Genomic DNA, 13,691 nt, shown 5'->3' with positions numbered 1-13,691 from the left:
CGGTGACAAGGAAAGGCAGTCACGAGGACATAATGGCGCAAGGGGATAACCCAACTGAGGACCACACGCTGCGGGAAGAACACACGACACTCTCGCGCAGGCTCACATCGGGGCAAGTCTCGATGATCGGACTGTCGGGAGCACTGGGCACGGGGCTATTCTTAGGCTCAGGCTCAACGATCGCTCTGGGCGGGCCGGCAACAGTTGTTTCGTATGGGATCGCCGGGCTTCTGGCGCTTTCGGTTGTGTGGGCTCTGGCCGAGATGGTGACGGTGCACCCTGTTCCTGGCGGGCATGGCGCCGTGGCGGCTTCCTATTTGGGAAAGTTTGGCGGTTACATCACGCGCTGGAACTTTGCGTTCATGATGCTGATTGCTGTGGGCGCCGAAGTGACGGCCACGGCCACCTATCTGCGTTTCTGGTTTCCGGGCCTACCACTGGGCCTAGGCACGATACTCTGTTCACTCTTCATTGTGGGCCTTAACCTCGCCACGGTGCGGCTATACGGATCGAGCGAATATTGGTTCTCGATGGTTAAGGTCACCGCAATCTCAGTGTTCATCATCTTGGGCGCCGTCCTGATTTTCGTGGATCTTCCGGATCACTCGGCCACCGGATTCTCTAACCTCACAGCCCACGGCGGATTTGCCCCGTATGGCATCGGCGGAGTTCTCGCCGCCACGTGCATGGCCGTGTTCTCCTTTGGCGGCATCGAAAACGTGTCAGTGGGCGCGGCAGAATCAGAGCATCCGGAACGTGACGTCCCCAAAGCAGCCCACAACATGATCTGGCGCCTCCTCCTTTTCTATATCGTTGCCATGCTCATCATCGTGACGCTCCAGCCATGGACGGTTTCGGCGGCCTCGCATGGGACTGTGCTCGAATCGCCGTTCGTGGCGGTTTTGGACGCCACCGGTATCCCAGCCGCCGCACACATTATGAATGCCGTGCTGATCGTGGCAGCTCTTTCCGCTGCGAATGGCTGCCTGTATTCCTCGTCGCGCATGATCCATTCGCTCGCGCTTGACGGTATGGCTCCACGATGGGCAGCCCGCACCTCGAAGAGTGGCGCACCGCGCGGCGCCGTCCTCATCGCCACTCTTGGCATGGTGATCGCCTCAATCCTCTCCCTGACCAGCCCGGATGACGCCTTCATGCAGCTCTACGGGGCGGCCACTGCCGGCGTCCTTGTCACGTGGATCATCGTCATGATCACCCACATTGTGTTCCGCCAGAAACGCGCCCGCGCTGGCCTTCCGATCGCCGCACACCACCTGTGGGGTGCCCCGGTGATCCCAGCCATCGTCATGATTGCATCCGCTGCGATCTTCATCGCGATGCTCTGGATTCTTCCCGCGGTGTGGATTGCCGGCATCCCCTACTTGATCGTCCTGACCTGCTCCTACTTGGTTCTGGCCCGCGTTCACACACTGGCTACACCGCGGAACCTACTCAGAGAGGAACTAGAGCGGGAGCAGGCAACAGCCGCGTCCCGCCCGTAAGCTGCGTTTGGCCGCCCCTGCGCCAAGAAACTAGGCTGGACCCATGTTTGCCTCTTGGGACGAATGCCTCGCCCACATCATAGAGACCTTCGAATCCGACGATTCGAGCTCCATCCACGCCCGGCTGCGCCTAGAGGCCAACCCTGCGATGGTATGGCACGGCACATCCACAGCGGACCCGGACTACGCCGTGGTTCACATCGCGTCCCCTATCGCACCGGCGGACAAAATGGACCTGCTGCACGTGGCGGCGGCCTCAGAGGATCTACCACTTGGCGCCCTGCGCATCATGAACAACACGCTCCACGTCCATCAGGGCCTACCGCTGGCCGGCCTCGAGCCCGAACGCTTGGACCACACCATCCGCCTGATCGTCACCGAAGCCCACGCGCTCATCAAGGAGATCTAATGTTCGGCAAGAAGAAGCGCGAACGCATCATTGAGGATTGGGCTGCCCTCCAGGACGTCCTGATCGGCGATATGGATGCGGAGGAGACGGGTTCTGGCGCCCTGCGGTTCACCGTCGAGTGGAAGAGCGAGAAGCGCAAGCGCACCGTGACTGTTGCCTACGCCCCGGTGGGCGATCTGGGCCAGATCGCCTACATCACCGCCCCAATCATTGAATCGCCGCGGGATTCGCAGGTCCGCGAGGCCATGGAGGAGTCCGCCAAGTTTCTTGAGGGCGGGGTAGTTTTCGCGGATGGCGCACTGGCCCTGCGATCAAGCCTCCCGTTTCAGGGCCTGACCCGCACCGCGATCATTCGCGTGATTCGGCAAGTTGCCGCCAACGCGGATGTTCTTGCCTCAAGTTTTGAAAAGGAAGAGTAGTAGGTCTTTTAACGACGACGACGGATCCTCCCTCACCCACGCCTCTTCGCCCGATTCGTGGGTGCCTCGTGCGCTGGTTCTTCGGGCCACGGATGGCGGGGGTAGCGCCCCCGCATCTCGGCACGGACCTGGGCGTAGGCGCCGTTCCAGAATCCGGCAAGATCGTCGGTGATTGCCACCGGGCGTGATGCGGGAGAGAGGAGCTCGAGGGTCAGCTGAACACCGGCGATCTCTGGAGTTTTCGTCCAGCCAAACGCCTGCTGGACCCGAAGCCGGATGGTGGGGCGCTCGCCTGAGTAGTCCACCGCAAAGGTTTGCCCGCCGGGCGTGGCAATCCGTTCGGGCGCGAGAGAGTCGATGTTCGCAGCATCGGGCCACGGGAAGATCCGTTCCAGTTGTTCGCGCTTCACGGCGCCGAGTTTTCCTCCGCGAATGAATCGCTCGATCTCAAGGCCCGCCCATTCTTCTAGCCTGCTGCCCAGTGCTTCGTCACTGACGTCTGGCCACGGGGCGCCGATGGCACGGTGGAGAAAGCCTATGCGCTGGCGGAGCTTTGTGGCGGGTTCGGTCCATTGAAGGGAAAACTTGCCTGCGGCGATCTCGTCTCCCAGCCACGTCCGGGCGGCAGTGGCGTCCACGGGAGAATCCGCTGCGGAAAGCTCGATGGCTCCTAGCTCGCGGATGGTGCAGCCTCGGAGCTTGCCACCGGTGAAGGTCACCTCGTGGCGGCTCGTGGAGTTGTGGGCCGTCAAGGTTTCCACCTGATCCTCATCGAGCGGTGCGGCCATGCGAATCATGGCGTCGGCCCGCCCTTGGCCGCGATCCAGATGTGCGATCGCCAGCCACTCGCTGCCCTCAAGGGGTGAATGATCCGGCAGAACGGCGCCCACGCCGTTGGCCAATAGGTATCGCCCGGTCCCGCGGCGCTTTCTGGCCACGCGATCCGGGAAGGCACGCAGGATCACCGCAGAAATCTCGCGTTCGCTCGGGCGGCTGATGGTGGTTTCCTGGCTGTGCCTCGTCGTACGCGCAAGCTTCTCAAGCCTCTTAGATTGCAGTTTCCAGCTGGCCGACCCGCGGGTCACTCGCGGCCACGCACCCGCAAGGTCTGCATCGGCGATCCGCACATCCTCTTCGAGAATCGCACATATCTTCGCAGCTTTCCCGGCGCCCATCTCGGGTGCAGATTCCAGAAGTGCTCGGCCAACGCGGGGGCTCACAGGCAGCTCGGCCAGCCGTTTGCCCAACGGGGTTGCCCGCCCATCGCCGTCAACGGCGCCAATTCCCTGCAGGACAGCTTGAGCCGCATCCTTCCCCGCAGGCAAGGGCTCGTCCAGAAGCGCCAACCCCGCGGCGTCAGGTGATCCCCACACTGCCGCCTCCAGCATGAAGTCCGTGAGATCAGCAGTGCGAATCTCGGGCTCGCTCTGCGGGACGAGGCGTGCCCAAGTGGTTTGATCCATTGTGCGATACACGTATCCCGGCCCCAGCCTGCCGGCGCGCCCCGCCCTCTGTGTGCCGGCCGCTTGGGATTCCCTGACGGTTACTAGCCCACCCATGCCGTGCCCGTAATCCATTCGAGGCTCTCGCGAGAGGCCAGCGTCCACAACAATTCTCACGCCCGGCACCGTTAGGGATGATTCGGCGATGGCAGTGGACACGATGACGCGCCGCAACGGTCCCTGCTGGAAGATGCGATCCTGTTCTGCGCTGGAAAGTGAGCCATGCAGTTCTAATACCTCGGCGCCGCCTCCGCGAATCAGCCCGGCGACTTCACGGACTTCGCGCACTCCCGGCAGGAATACAAGGACGTCTCCATCGGGAATCTCGGTGAGCGCGCGGTCCACCGTATCTGCCACCCAGTCGAGGAACTCGTGCCGAACACCGATGGCTCCGGCGCCTGCACGTGAACTCACCGAGCCAGCCCGGCGTCCAGTACCCCCAGATGGCCCGCTCCGTACGCCGCCTCCTGAACCTCCTCCGAAGCTACCGAGCGCTTCTTTTCCACGAGGAGGAGGGGCCCACACAGTGTGAAGAGGATAGATCTTCCCGGGGACATCCACGATTGTGCCGCCGATCAGAGCCGCAGTCCGGGCAGCCTCAACGGTTGCGGACATAGCCACCAGCAGAAGGTCGTCACGCAAGGCCTCACGCACATCTACGCACATGGCCATAGCAAGATCTGTATCTAGGTGCCTCTCGTGAACCTCGTCGAGTATCACGGCACCAACGCCGTTCAACTCAGGATCGCGCTGAAGGCGGCGAACCAGCACCCCGGGTGTCACCATTTCGATGCGGGTGGCCGGGCCTAGCTTGGATTCTCCACGGACGGAGAACCCCACGGACTCCCCCACACGTTCGCCGCGTAAGTTGGCGATGCGCCGGGCAGCCGCGCGGGCGGCAACTCGGCGGGGCTGGGTCACGATCACCCGTCCTTCGCATTCTTCGGCCACAACCTGCGGGATGATGGTGGTTTTGCCCGTCCCGGGAGGCGATTGGATCACCACGGCACCGCCCGCGAGCGCCGCGCGAACATCCCCGATCCTCGCGGATACGGGCAGATCCATCACGCCAACCGCCTACTTCCCCTGCTTTTCGGTGAGGTAGGCAAGCACGGCGCGAACTCGCCGATTCTCCTCGCCCGGCGCCATGCCCAGTTTTGAAAAGACGGCGGCAACATGCTTGGACACGGCAGCGCTGGAAAGGTAGAGCTTCTCGCAAATCTGCTGATTAGAGAGCCCCTGAGCCATGAGTTCAAGCACCTCAACTTCACGCGCCGTCAGGGAATCCAACCGCGACGGCCGTCCCTGCACCAGCGAGGCCGCAACCTCGGGATCCACCACCACGCCACCGGCGGCAACAACTTGGAGTGACCGAACAAAGTCCGCCACTCGGGCCACGCGGTCCTTCAAGAGGTAACCGAGCCCGCCCACACCCTCGGTTGGTGCTCCCGGTTTGAACAGATCGGAGGCGTAGCCTGCCGCGACGTATTGGGAGAGCACCATGATCCCCGTTTCGGGCTGACGCTCACGGATCGCCACGGCAGCCAGCAAACCATCGTTCGCCATCTCTGGGGGCATGCGAACGTCAGTCACAATCACGTCCACCTCATGTGCATCGGCCACCGCCTCAAGCTGCGGCGCACTGGCGGCAAATGCCACCACCTCGTGACACTGCCGCTCCAGCAGCCCAACCAGCCCTTCACGAAACAGCGCCGAATCGTCAGCTACGATCAGCTTCATCAATCACCACTCCAAACTCTCCCTGCCGCAACAGAAGGGGGATCTGACAGGACACCGTCGTCGGCCCACCAACGGGACTCATCACACTGAATCTACCGCCGAAGGCGGCCAATCGTTCCTTCATCCCAGCCAACCCATGATCGGGGCGAACCACGGCGCCGCCGGGCCCGTCGTCGATCACCGTTATATGTAAATCGTCGTCAGCCACCAAAAGGATGGAGACTGAGGCACTCGGTGCGTACTTAGCGGCGTTGGTCAGAGCCTCGGCCACCATGAAATAGCCGGCGGCCACCACGCCCTCGGGAATCTCGGGGAGCGGGTGAGGCACTTGGACCGTGACGTTGAGCGGGCTGTCCGCAGCCAGATCGCGCACCGCGGCCTCCAGCCCCAGATCGGACAGTACCTTAGGATGCACCCCAGCTACCGTGTGCCGAAGCGCCCGAAGCGCCGCCGCCCCATCGTCCTGCGCCTTACCCAGCAGCTTCCGTGCATCCTCTACGCGTCCGCCGGATTCCAGAATCAGATCCGCCTCGCCCACCGCCATCGATGCGGTCACGAGGTATTGCTGCGCGCCGTCGTGCAGATCGCGTTCGATCCTGCGCCGCTCTATTTCAAACGCCGCCACAATCTCCCGCCGCGATTCGGTGAGCTCAGCGATCTCCCCCGGCTCGCGCGGCTCGATCGTTTCGGTCACTTTGCGCGCCGTCCACTGCATCGTTTTCCACACGATGTACGGGCCAAGGAGCACCTCTACCGTGATAACCAACAGGTTCGCGAACGTACTGCCAACCCTGCCGGACAACAACAGGCCGATGGAAACTCCGAGAAAGCCGGCGCCCGCGGCACCGATCAGCACAGGCACGGCCATCAGCCATTGGACCTTGCGCCTTGCGCCCGCTTTCCTTCTCGCCATTCCACTACTCTATGCCACCGCCACACCCACCACGCGCCGAGCCAGCCAAAGGTAGAGCCAGCTCTACCCCGAGGCGATAGTGAACACTCTCGCACGCGGGGCCGATTCACGGTGGAATAGACACCATGAGCACTCCGATTGTCGCCCTCGATGGCGTTTCCAAAATCTACGGCAGCGCGGATACGCGCGTTGTTGCACTCGACAATGTGAGCGTTGGCTTCGAAGCCGGCCGCTTCACCGCCATCATGGGCCCGTCCGGCTCCGGCAAGTCCACGATGCTTCACGTACTCGCGGGCTTGGATACGCCTTCAGAGGGTTCGATCAAGATTGAGGGGCGGGAGATTACGAGTTTGGACGACGACGACCTGACGCGCCTGCGCCGCGAGCGCATCGGCTTCGTGTTCCAGAGCTTTAACCTCGTGCCCACATTGGATGCGAAAGCGAACATGCTCCTGCCATTGAAGCTAGCGGGCGAGAAGGTGGATTCCGAGTGGTTCGATCAGGTGGTTTCTGCCCTTGGCCTATCCGATAGGCTCACTCATCGCCCCAACGAACTCTCGGGTGGGCAGCAACAACGCGTGGCTGTTGCCCGCGCGCTGCTCATGCGCCCGGCAGTGATCGTGGCCGACGAGCCCACGGGAAACCTAGATTCGCAGGCCTCGGCTGAGGTGCTCGACATGCTGCGGGAAGCAGTGGACGCCTTGGGCCAGTCGGTCATTATGGTGACCCACGATGAGAACTCGGCGCTGGTTGCCGATCGGGTACTCGCGGTGCGCGATGGAAAGATCTTCGCCTCCCTTGACCACCCCACAGCCGATCAGCTGAGGGAGATTCAATAATGGGTGAATTGCTGCGTGCAAACATCAGGGCGCATTCGCGCCGCTACAGTGCTACGGCACTGGCAGTGGCCATTTCCATGGCGTTCGTGGTGGCGGCTCTCGCGCTTGCCTCCGGTATGGATGCCTCCGTCACCAAATCGGTGCGCGATCAGTATGCGGGCGTCAACACCGTGGTGAACATTGATTACGATTCCGCAGAAGCCGGAGAGCATGGGCTCGAAGAGTATACGGATACCATCAGCGGTGTTGATGGAGTGGAGGCCGTCAACGAACAGTGCTACGGGTACTGGGATATTCGGACGCAGGACGGAAGCATTTCTCCCAGTGTTAACGTAGCCCGGAACCAAGAGTTGATCTCCGGAAAGCTGCCTGAGGGATCTGCAGAGGTCGCGATGAGCCAAGCCAACGCGGAAGCTCTGGGTGTGGGCGTTGGCGGCGAAGTCACGGCAACCAACGGTTTTGGTGATTCGCAAGCCCGTACCCTACGAGTGACGGGAATCCTTGAATCCGAGACGGTGACCACCACCGCTAGCGTCATCGCCGCTCCTGACACGATGCGAGCGGTTGATGAGACGTATGAGCCGGACGCTCTCTATGTTTCCGGTAGCGGGGACCTTGACTCCTCCATCGCGGCTGCAATTGATGACCCCGGGATTCAGGTTCGGTCCGCTGACGATGCCATGGCGGAGGACCTTGAGATGATGCAAATGGGGCAAGGGACTCTCACCGCATTCATGCTCGTGTTCCCCATCATTGCTCTGACGGTGGCGGCGATCGTTGTGGCTACAACATTCCGCATCATCTTCGAGCAGCGCCGCCGCGAACTCGCACTGCTTCGCACCCTCGGCGCAACCTCACGCCAAGTCCGCGGAATGATCCGCGGAGAGACACTGCTTGTCGGAGCCGTTTCCTCCTTCATCGGCGTGATTCTTGGCGCCGTTTTGGGTGCCTTTGTTCTCGTTTTGATAGACGTTGCCGATGGGATCGGCGAAGCCTTCGGCATGCTCAACATCAGCCAGTTGCTCATCGTGTGGATTGTTGGCACATTGCTCACCTTCCTCATCGGAACACGCCCGGCCAAGAGCGTTACTCGCGTATCGCCCATGGAGGCCTTAATCCCGATCGATTCCTCGGCCACAAAGCATGGCCACAAGGTTCGCGTGAGCATCGGAGCCGTGATTGCCGCGGTATCGATCGCTGGCCTGTACTTTGGGATATCACGCGGTGAAGATGTTGGTTTCCTCATCGCCTTCGCGTCCGGAGTTCTCGGGTTTATTGGCGCACTCTTGGTGTGCTCAGTCCTCCTGCCGAAGGTCACCTACTTGTTCGGTGCGCCCTTCCGGTCCGTCGTGGGCATCATGGCCCGCTCGAATACCGTCCGTAACCCCGAACGCACTGGCTCAACCGGCACCGCGATTATTTTGGGCGTCACGCTCATTACAACGATGGCTGTTGCCGCTGGGTCCATGCGCGAGACGCTTCTTTCTGAAGTCGATTCGAGGAGGCCGTATGATCTCGTGACAATCGGCGACGATATGCCCGATAGTCTCATTGACCGCGTAGCCGGGACTGAAGGCGTGGCTAACGCGATCGAGGTCCGAGGTGTTGACGGCACCTTGGATGGAAACACCCTCACGATCAACGAGGATTCAAGCAACGGAACGAATGAAGATGCGGATGGTGCAGCAGGCTCGGACGCCGGGACAGTTGACGGTGCAACCGCTGACGATGCGTCAAGCCCCATCACGATTCTGGCCCAACCGGATCTGAACCCTGTCGCTCATTCCACGGTCTCCGTGATTGGTGACGGCCAAGCAATCGTTCCCAGCTATCTGGGCATCGATTCCCTGAATCTGTGCGGTTCCGGCCAGTGTGTTGACCTGACGGTTACTCAGGATGATGACACGGAGGACATCCGCGTTTCACCAACCACGCTGGCCCAGGTGAGCGATTCGGCCAGCGTGCGCGAGATCTACGTCAGCCTCGCGGACGATGCCGATGCCACAGAAGTTCAGAACGCCCTCACATCGATTGATAACAACATAGACGTGGGTGGCGCGGCAGCCGAACGGGCGATGTACACGCAGATCATCAACTCTGTGCTCTTGGTGATTGTTGGCCTGCTTGCCGTGTCCGTGCTGGTAGCCCTCGTGGGCGTGGCCAACACGCTCTCCCTCTCGGTATTCGAGCGAACACGAGAGAACGGACTACTCCGCACCCTCGGCCTCACCAAGAAACAGATGAGGCGCATGCTCGTCCTTGAAGCCACGCTCATCGCGGGTTCCAGCGCCATCATCGGGGTTGGACTCGGCATCTTCTTCGGCTGGGTGGGCACACTCGCCCTGCCCTTCGATGTAGAGCACACCGTCATCGTGATTCCGTGGCTACAAGTTATCGGGGTTGTGGTTATTGCGGTACTCGCCGCGATCGTTGCCTCGTTTGTCCCAGGCAGGAAGGCGGCCAAGGTCTCCCCCGTGGAAGCCCTCGCCGCCTAGTTTGGACGACGCCGGAGCCCCGCCTACGTCAGCAACGTCCCGTCAGCTGGACCAGAATCGATGAGATTCAGAGCCAGCCCTTGGACTGTGCCACTTGGGCGGCCTCTGTGCGGTTTGTTGTGGCCGTCTTTCCGATCGCCGAGGAGAGGTGGTTGCGGACCGTTCCCGGGGAAAGGAAGAGTTCGCCGGCGATGTGCTTGACCGAGGCACCCGTGAGGGCGATTCGAAGGATGTCCCTCTCGCGATCGGTGAGTGGGTTGATGCCAGCCACGAGGGCCTCGGCGGCAAGCGCTGGGTCAATGGCCTTGTCGCCCGCCATCACCTTTCGGATTCCTTCCGCGAGCTGTTCGGCTGGAGCATCCTTCACCATGAACCCTGCGGCACCGGCCTCGAGGGCCCTCTGAAGGTAGCCGGCACGCCCGAAGGTTGTCACAATGAGCACCTTGCACAGTCCAGCTAAGTCCTTGGTGGCAGAAATACCATCAACGCCCGGCATCTCAATATCCAGTAACGCCACATCCACGGAGTTAGCCTGCACCGCTTCGGCGGCACCCTCCCCAGAGGCGAGTTGGGATACTACTTCGATATCTTCTTCGAGGTTAAGGAGAGCCGCTAGCCCCGCCCGCACGAGCTCTTGATCATCAGCGATCAAAACACGGATCATAGTGTGACCTCCAACCGTGTACCCGCATGCTCCGGGTGATCCCCCACCGCCAGAGTTCCTCCAGCTTCTTCCACCCTATTGCGAAGGCCCCGCAGGCCGTGGTTTTCGGTGGAGATGAGGCCTACGCCGTCGTCGTCGATCTGCAGCCAACTCTCCCCCACACTAATCGTGCACGAGCGCGCCTTCGAATGGCGTACGACGTTCGTAATCCCCTCGCGCAGGCACCATGCAAACAGATCTTGGCGTTCCTGCGTCAACTCCGGAAGTTCGCGTTCCTTTGGGACCGTGGCGGTGATCCCGGCGTTTGTTAATACGGTGCTGGCAATCGTCAGCTGTTCTTGCAGGTCTGGCTGGGATAGCGCCGTGACGGTTTGGCGGACTTCCCCGAGCGCCGTGCGGGCGGTGGCAAGCACATGATCTAGCTGCTCCTCGGCGGCATCGGGATCAGTGCGCACGAGCCGGCGGGCCAGTTGGGCGTTCACTGTAATGGCCGTGAGCGAATGCCCCAGCACATCGTGGACCGTGCGGCCCAACTCCTCACGCTGGGTAGAAAGGGCAAGTTGTTCCGACAGCGCGCGATCCAGTTCATCGCGTTCATCCATCGTGCGGACGATAATCAGGATGATGGTGGTCATTCCAACCGGAATCTCTAGGGCGGCCGTCGGATGTCCTGGATACACGAGCCAGCCCACTCCCACGGCTGTCATTCCGATGACGAGAGCAGCAAAGATGCCGGGGAGCAGGCGGTGGGAGAACAGCCACAACGCCATGAAATACGGTGCCGCAGTCAAGATGCCAACGCCGGTGGCGGGCATCATGAGCGCCACCAACCCAGCCATCACTACGGTGTACCCCGCTATCGTCACCCACCGTGGGTATCTGTTAGATAGCCGCGGATGGGTCATCGCGAAAAGGTACAGCGCAATGAATGCGACCAGCGCCAACACACCAACAATTCGCCACGCTGGCGAGCCAAAGTCCGTTGCCACCATCAAAACGAGTGGCCAAATCAGAAACACGAGCCAGACCCCACCGCAAAGCAACATTGCGCGCTTTTCGGCAGGGGTCTGGTAATCGGGTGGATCGTATGATCCCATCGGCATGCTCACGGAGCCAAGTCTATTCGGCTCCGTGGCACTTTCGAACCTGAGCATTAGCGCTGGGTTCTGCGGCGGCTGGCGATCATGCAGATCGCTCCGAAGATGGCCGTCCACGCCACCAAGTTGAGGATGGAGAACCCTATCGAATCGAACTCTGGCTGGTATCCGGGGCCGGTGCCATCCATCGGAATGACGAAGCCTTCCATCTGTGGCCAACGAGCCAACGTTGACACACCATAGAGCGGCGTGAACTTGGCGATGTCAAGGAGAGTTCCCGATAGCGGAATGAACAGATTGCCAAAGAAGGCGAACACCACGAGGAACCCGGAGGCTGCGGATACAGCGGTTTCTGATCGGAAGAGCAGTGCGGCAGCCAACCCATAGAGCGCGAAGGGCAGCGCCACGAGCAGAGTCAGCCCGGCTGTGGCGAACCAGCGCCACGTACCGTCCATCTCGGCGCCAGTGACCAGCCCAAGGGCAAACACCACCAGGATTGGCATGATCGCAATGCAGATAGACATGAGGGTTTTCCCCGTGAAGTAGCCTGCATTGGACAGGCCGGTCATCGCGAGCTGACGGCCCCACCCGTGGTTGCGTTCCACAGCGGCCGTGCCAGCCATTGCCGTTGTTGCCACCACGGCGCCATACACGGCCATGGACGTCATCACATATGCAGTGACGTTGCCGTGAACACTTACGCCGGATCCCTGATCCATCGCCACACCGAACATGAGGTAGAGCGCCGATGGAAGAATCACCACGAAGAACGTGGAATCGACCATCCGGAGGTTGCGCCAGAATTCCCAGCCCGTGTAGCGCAGCAAAATCTGGACCTTGCTGGCCGGTTGCGAGAGCCTACCCGTACTGATCCGCGCGTCCATCATCGTTTCCTGAGTTGTTGCTTCTTGAGTTGTTATTGCTTCTCGATCGGTTATTCCCTGAGCCGTCATAGCTTCTTGAGGCGTTTGCGAATTCGTCATTGTCCGCTCCTCTCTGTGGTTGGCGCGGCGGTTGGCGTAGGTGCGGCGGCGGTTGTTGCGGGCTCGGATCCGCCATGCGTGGAGGCAGGCGGCTTGGCGGCACGCGACGTGGCGGCACGCGACGTGGCGGCACGCGATTCGTCCGTCAGCTCGAAGAACACTTCTTCCATGGACGGGCGCGTAATCCGCACATCAGCCATGAGGCTCCGGTCTAGGAGGAACAATGCCAGTGCATCCGAGTTGCCGGTGGAGAACGAGATCCGGCCATTCGTTCGCTCGAACCGGACGTTGTCTGCCGCAAATCGTTGGCACACATCCGCAGGGTCCACACCCTCGGCTTCGCCGTTCCACACGCCTTCAACAACCGTGCCGTGGCCGTTCGTCATATCAGCCACTGAGCCGTCAGCCACCACGTTTCCGGTGCGCAGAAGCACCACGCGATCCGCGTAATCGTCCGCTTCCTGAAGGTAATGGGTGGCGAATACGATCGTCCGTCCGCGTTCGGCCTCAGCGTGCATCGAGTTCCAGAAGTCCCGGCGCCCGCTCGCATCCATACCGGCGGTTGGCTCATCTAGGACGAGCAGCTGCGGGTCTGTCAGGAGCGCCAAGGCAAACCGAAGCCGTTGGACCTGACCACCAGAGCACTTGCCCACTTTCTGCCCACCGAACGTGGCAATACCTGCACGATCCATGACATCCTCCACCGGCAGGTGACGGTAATGGCAGGCGGCCACCATCTGGAGAGTTTCCTTGACCGTCAGATCGTCAAGCAACCCCTTGGTTTGGAGTACGGCGCCAACGTGCCCGCTCGTGGCGGCCTCTTCTGGGCCTGCTCCCAGCACGGTGATCTTGCCGGAATTAGGTTTCGTGAAGCCCAAGACCATGTCTAATAGTGTTGTTTTACCCGCACCGTTCGGGCCAAGCAGTGCCACGATCTCCCCAACGGGAACCGTGAAGCCCACCTGATCTACCGCGGTGAGCGTGCCGAACCGCTTCGTCACCGAATCGATGCGCAGGGCAGTTTGATTGCGTTGCTCTGTATTCATGGTTCTATCGTGCCGGGGCGCGCCATTGCGCTGGAACTGTCAAGAATCACGATGTGGCCATGACAATCGTCATGGCTTCCCT

Annotated in this window: 12 protein-coding genes; 5 read left to right on the top strand and 7 right to left on the bottom strand. The window is 61.3% G+C overall.

The genetic code is table 11. The features are described 5' to 3' along the window. Positions 1 to 2: 2 nt before the first annotated feature. The 3 genes from ACTHV6_RS05265 to ACTHV6_RS05255 are packed head-to-tail and all read left to right on the top strand — an operon-like array spanning position 3 to position 2,330. Complete coding sequence (locus ACTHV6_RS05265) at positions 3 to 1,502, top strand: amino acid permease (RefSeq protein ID WP_441386229.1); 1,500 nt, start codon at positions 3 to 5, stop codon at positions 1,500 to 1,502. A gap of 43 nt (positions 1,503 to 1,545) precedes the next feature. Beyond that, the gene (locus ACTHV6_RS05260; RefSeq protein WP_441386228.1) at positions 1,546 to 1,911 is read left to right on the top strand and encodes a hypothetical protein; all 366 of its coding nucleotides are present in this window, start codon (positions 1,546 to 1,548) and stop codon (positions 1,909 to 1,911) included. Then, a complete protein-coding gene (locus ACTHV6_RS05255; RefSeq protein ID WP_441386227.1) occupies positions 1,911 to 2,330 on the top strand; it encodes a hypothetical protein in 420 nt (139 codons plus the stop codon). The genes ACTHV6_RS05260 and ACTHV6_RS05255 overlap by 1 nt, the downstream gene beginning before the upstream one ends. A gap of 32 nt (positions 2,331 to 2,362) precedes the next feature. On the opposite strand, the gene ACTHV6_RS05250 is transcribed toward ACTHV6_RS05255, so the two are convergent. The 3 genes from ACTHV6_RS05250 to ACTHV6_RS05240 are packed head-to-tail and all read right to left on the bottom strand — an operon-like array spanning position 2,363 to position 6,485. Next, entirely contained in the window at positions 2,363 to 4,897 is a 2,535-nt protein-coding gene (locus ACTHV6_RS05250; protein ID WP_441386233.1) for an ATP-dependent RNA helicase, read from the bottom strand. 12 nt (positions 4,898 to 4,909) lie between these two features. Continuing rightward, positions 4,910 to 5,572: a response regulator transcription factor gene (locus ACTHV6_RS05245; protein WP_441386226.1), complete on the bottom strand. Its 663-nt coding sequence runs from the start codon at positions 5,570 to 5,572 to the stop codon at positions 4,910 to 4,912. Continuing rightward, positions 5,553 to 6,485 carry a sensor histidine kinase gene (locus tag ACTHV6_RS05240; RefSeq protein ID WP_441386225.1) on the bottom strand — a complete coding sequence of 311 codons (933 nt, stop codon included), beginning with the start codon at positions 6,483 to 6,485 and terminating at the stop codon, positions 5,553 to 5,555. The genes ACTHV6_RS05245 and ACTHV6_RS05240 overlap by 20 nt, the downstream gene beginning before the upstream one ends. 125 nt (positions 6,486 to 6,610) lie before the next feature. Between ACTHV6_RS05240 and ACTHV6_RS05235 the strand changes: the two genes are divergently transcribed. Both ACTHV6_RS05235 and ACTHV6_RS05230 read left to right on the top strand, forming a co-directional pair. Next, a complete protein-coding gene (locus tag ACTHV6_RS05235) occupies positions 6,611 to 7,324 on the top strand; it encodes an ABC transporter ATP-binding protein (RefSeq protein ID WP_441386224.1) in 714 nt (237 codons plus the stop codon). Then, positions 7,324 to 9,819: an ABC transporter permease gene (locus ACTHV6_RS05230; protein ID WP_441386223.1), complete on the top strand. Its 2,496-nt coding sequence runs from the start codon at positions 7,324 to 7,326 to the stop codon at positions 9,817 to 9,819. Before ACTHV6_RS05235 ends, ACTHV6_RS05230 begins: the two co-directional genes overlap by 1 nt. A 67-nt stretch (positions 9,820 to 9,886) precedes the next feature. Here the strand turns inward: ACTHV6_RS05230 and ACTHV6_RS05225 are convergent, their stop codons facing one another. Genes ACTHV6_RS05225 through ACTHV6_RS05210 form a run of 4 tightly spaced genes read right to left on the bottom strand, consistent with a single transcriptional unit; the run spans position 9,887 to position 13,609 of the window. After that, the gene (locus ACTHV6_RS05225; protein ID WP_441386222.1) at positions 9,887 to 10,483 is read right to left on the bottom strand and encodes a response regulator; all 597 of its coding nucleotides are present in this window, start codon (positions 10,481 to 10,483) and stop codon (positions 9,887 to 9,889) included. Beyond that, the gene (locus ACTHV6_RS05220; RefSeq protein ID WP_441386232.1) at positions 10,480 to 11,586 is read right to left on the bottom strand and encodes a sensor histidine kinase; all 1,107 of its coding nucleotides are present in this window, start codon (positions 11,584 to 11,586) and stop codon (positions 10,480 to 10,482) included. Before ACTHV6_RS05220 ends, ACTHV6_RS05225 begins: the two co-directional genes overlap by 4 nt. 50 nt (positions 11,587 to 11,636) lie before the next feature. Next, positions 11,637 to 12,563 (bottom strand): ABC transporter permease, encoded by a 927-nt coding sequence (locus ACTHV6_RS05215; protein WP_441386221.1) that lies wholly within the window; start codon positions 12,561 to 12,563, stop codon positions 11,637 to 11,639. Beyond that, positions 12,560 to 13,609 carry an ABC transporter ATP-binding protein gene (locus tag ACTHV6_RS05210; RefSeq protein ID WP_441386220.1) on the bottom strand — a complete coding sequence of 350 codons (1,050 nt, stop codon included), beginning with the start codon at positions 13,607 to 13,609 and terminating at the stop codon, positions 12,560 to 12,562. Before ACTHV6_RS05210 ends, ACTHV6_RS05215 begins: the two co-directional genes overlap by 4 nt. Between the last annotated feature and the right edge of the window lie 82 nt (positions 13,610 to 13,691).

Source organism: Ancrocorticia sp. (genome assembly GCF_052089425.1).
In the GTDB taxonomy this organism is placed as follows: Bacteria; Actinomycetota; Actinomycetes; order Actinomycetales; family Actinomycetaceae; genus Ancrocorticia.
The sequence above is the reverse complement of the archived record's forward strand: the minus strand, read 5'-3'. Positions and strand labels throughout refer to the sequence as shown.

Coding starts and splice junctions, on each gene's coding strand:
- ACTHV6_RS05260 (WP_441386228.1), top strand. CDS start 1,546: ATGTTTGCCTCTTGGGACGAATGCCTCGCCCACATCATAGAGACCTTC.
- ACTHV6_RS05255 (WP_441386227.1), top strand. CDS start 1,911: ATGTTCGGCAAGAAGAAGCGCGAACGCATCATTGAGGATTGGGCTGCC.
- ACTHV6_RS05250 (WP_441386233.1), bottom strand. CDS start 4,897: ATGGATCTGCCCGTATCCGCGAGGATCGGGGATGTTCGCGCGGCGCTC.
- ACTHV6_RS05245 (WP_441386226.1), bottom strand. CDS start 5,572: ATGAAGCTGATCGTAGCTGACGATTCGGCGCTGTTTCGTGAAGGGCTG.
- ACTHV6_RS05240 (WP_441386225.1), bottom strand. CDS start 6,485: ATGGCGAGAAGGAAAGCGGGCGCAAGGCGCAAGGTCCAATGGCTGATG.
- ACTHV6_RS05235 (WP_441386224.1), top strand. CDS start 6,611: ATGAGCACTCCGATTGTCGCCCTCGATGGCGTTTCCAAAATCTACGGC.
- ACTHV6_RS05230 (WP_441386223.1), top strand. CDS start 7,324: ATGGGTGAATTGCTGCGTGCAAACATCAGGGCGCATTCGCGCCGCTAC.
- ACTHV6_RS05225 (WP_441386222.1), bottom strand. CDS start 10,483: ATGATCCGTGTTTTGATCGCTGATGATCAAGAGCTCGTGCGGGCGGGG.
- ACTHV6_RS05220 (WP_441386232.1), bottom strand. CDS start 11,586: ATGCCGATGGGATCATACGATCCACCCGATTACCAGACCCCTGCCGAA.
- ACTHV6_RS05215 (WP_441386221.1), bottom strand. CDS start 12,563: ATGACGAATTCGCAAACGCCTCAAGAAGCTATGACGGCTCAGGGAATA.
- ACTHV6_RS05210 (WP_441386220.1), bottom strand. CDS start 13,609: ATGAATACAGAGCAACGCAATCAAACTGCCCTGCGCATCGATTCGGTG.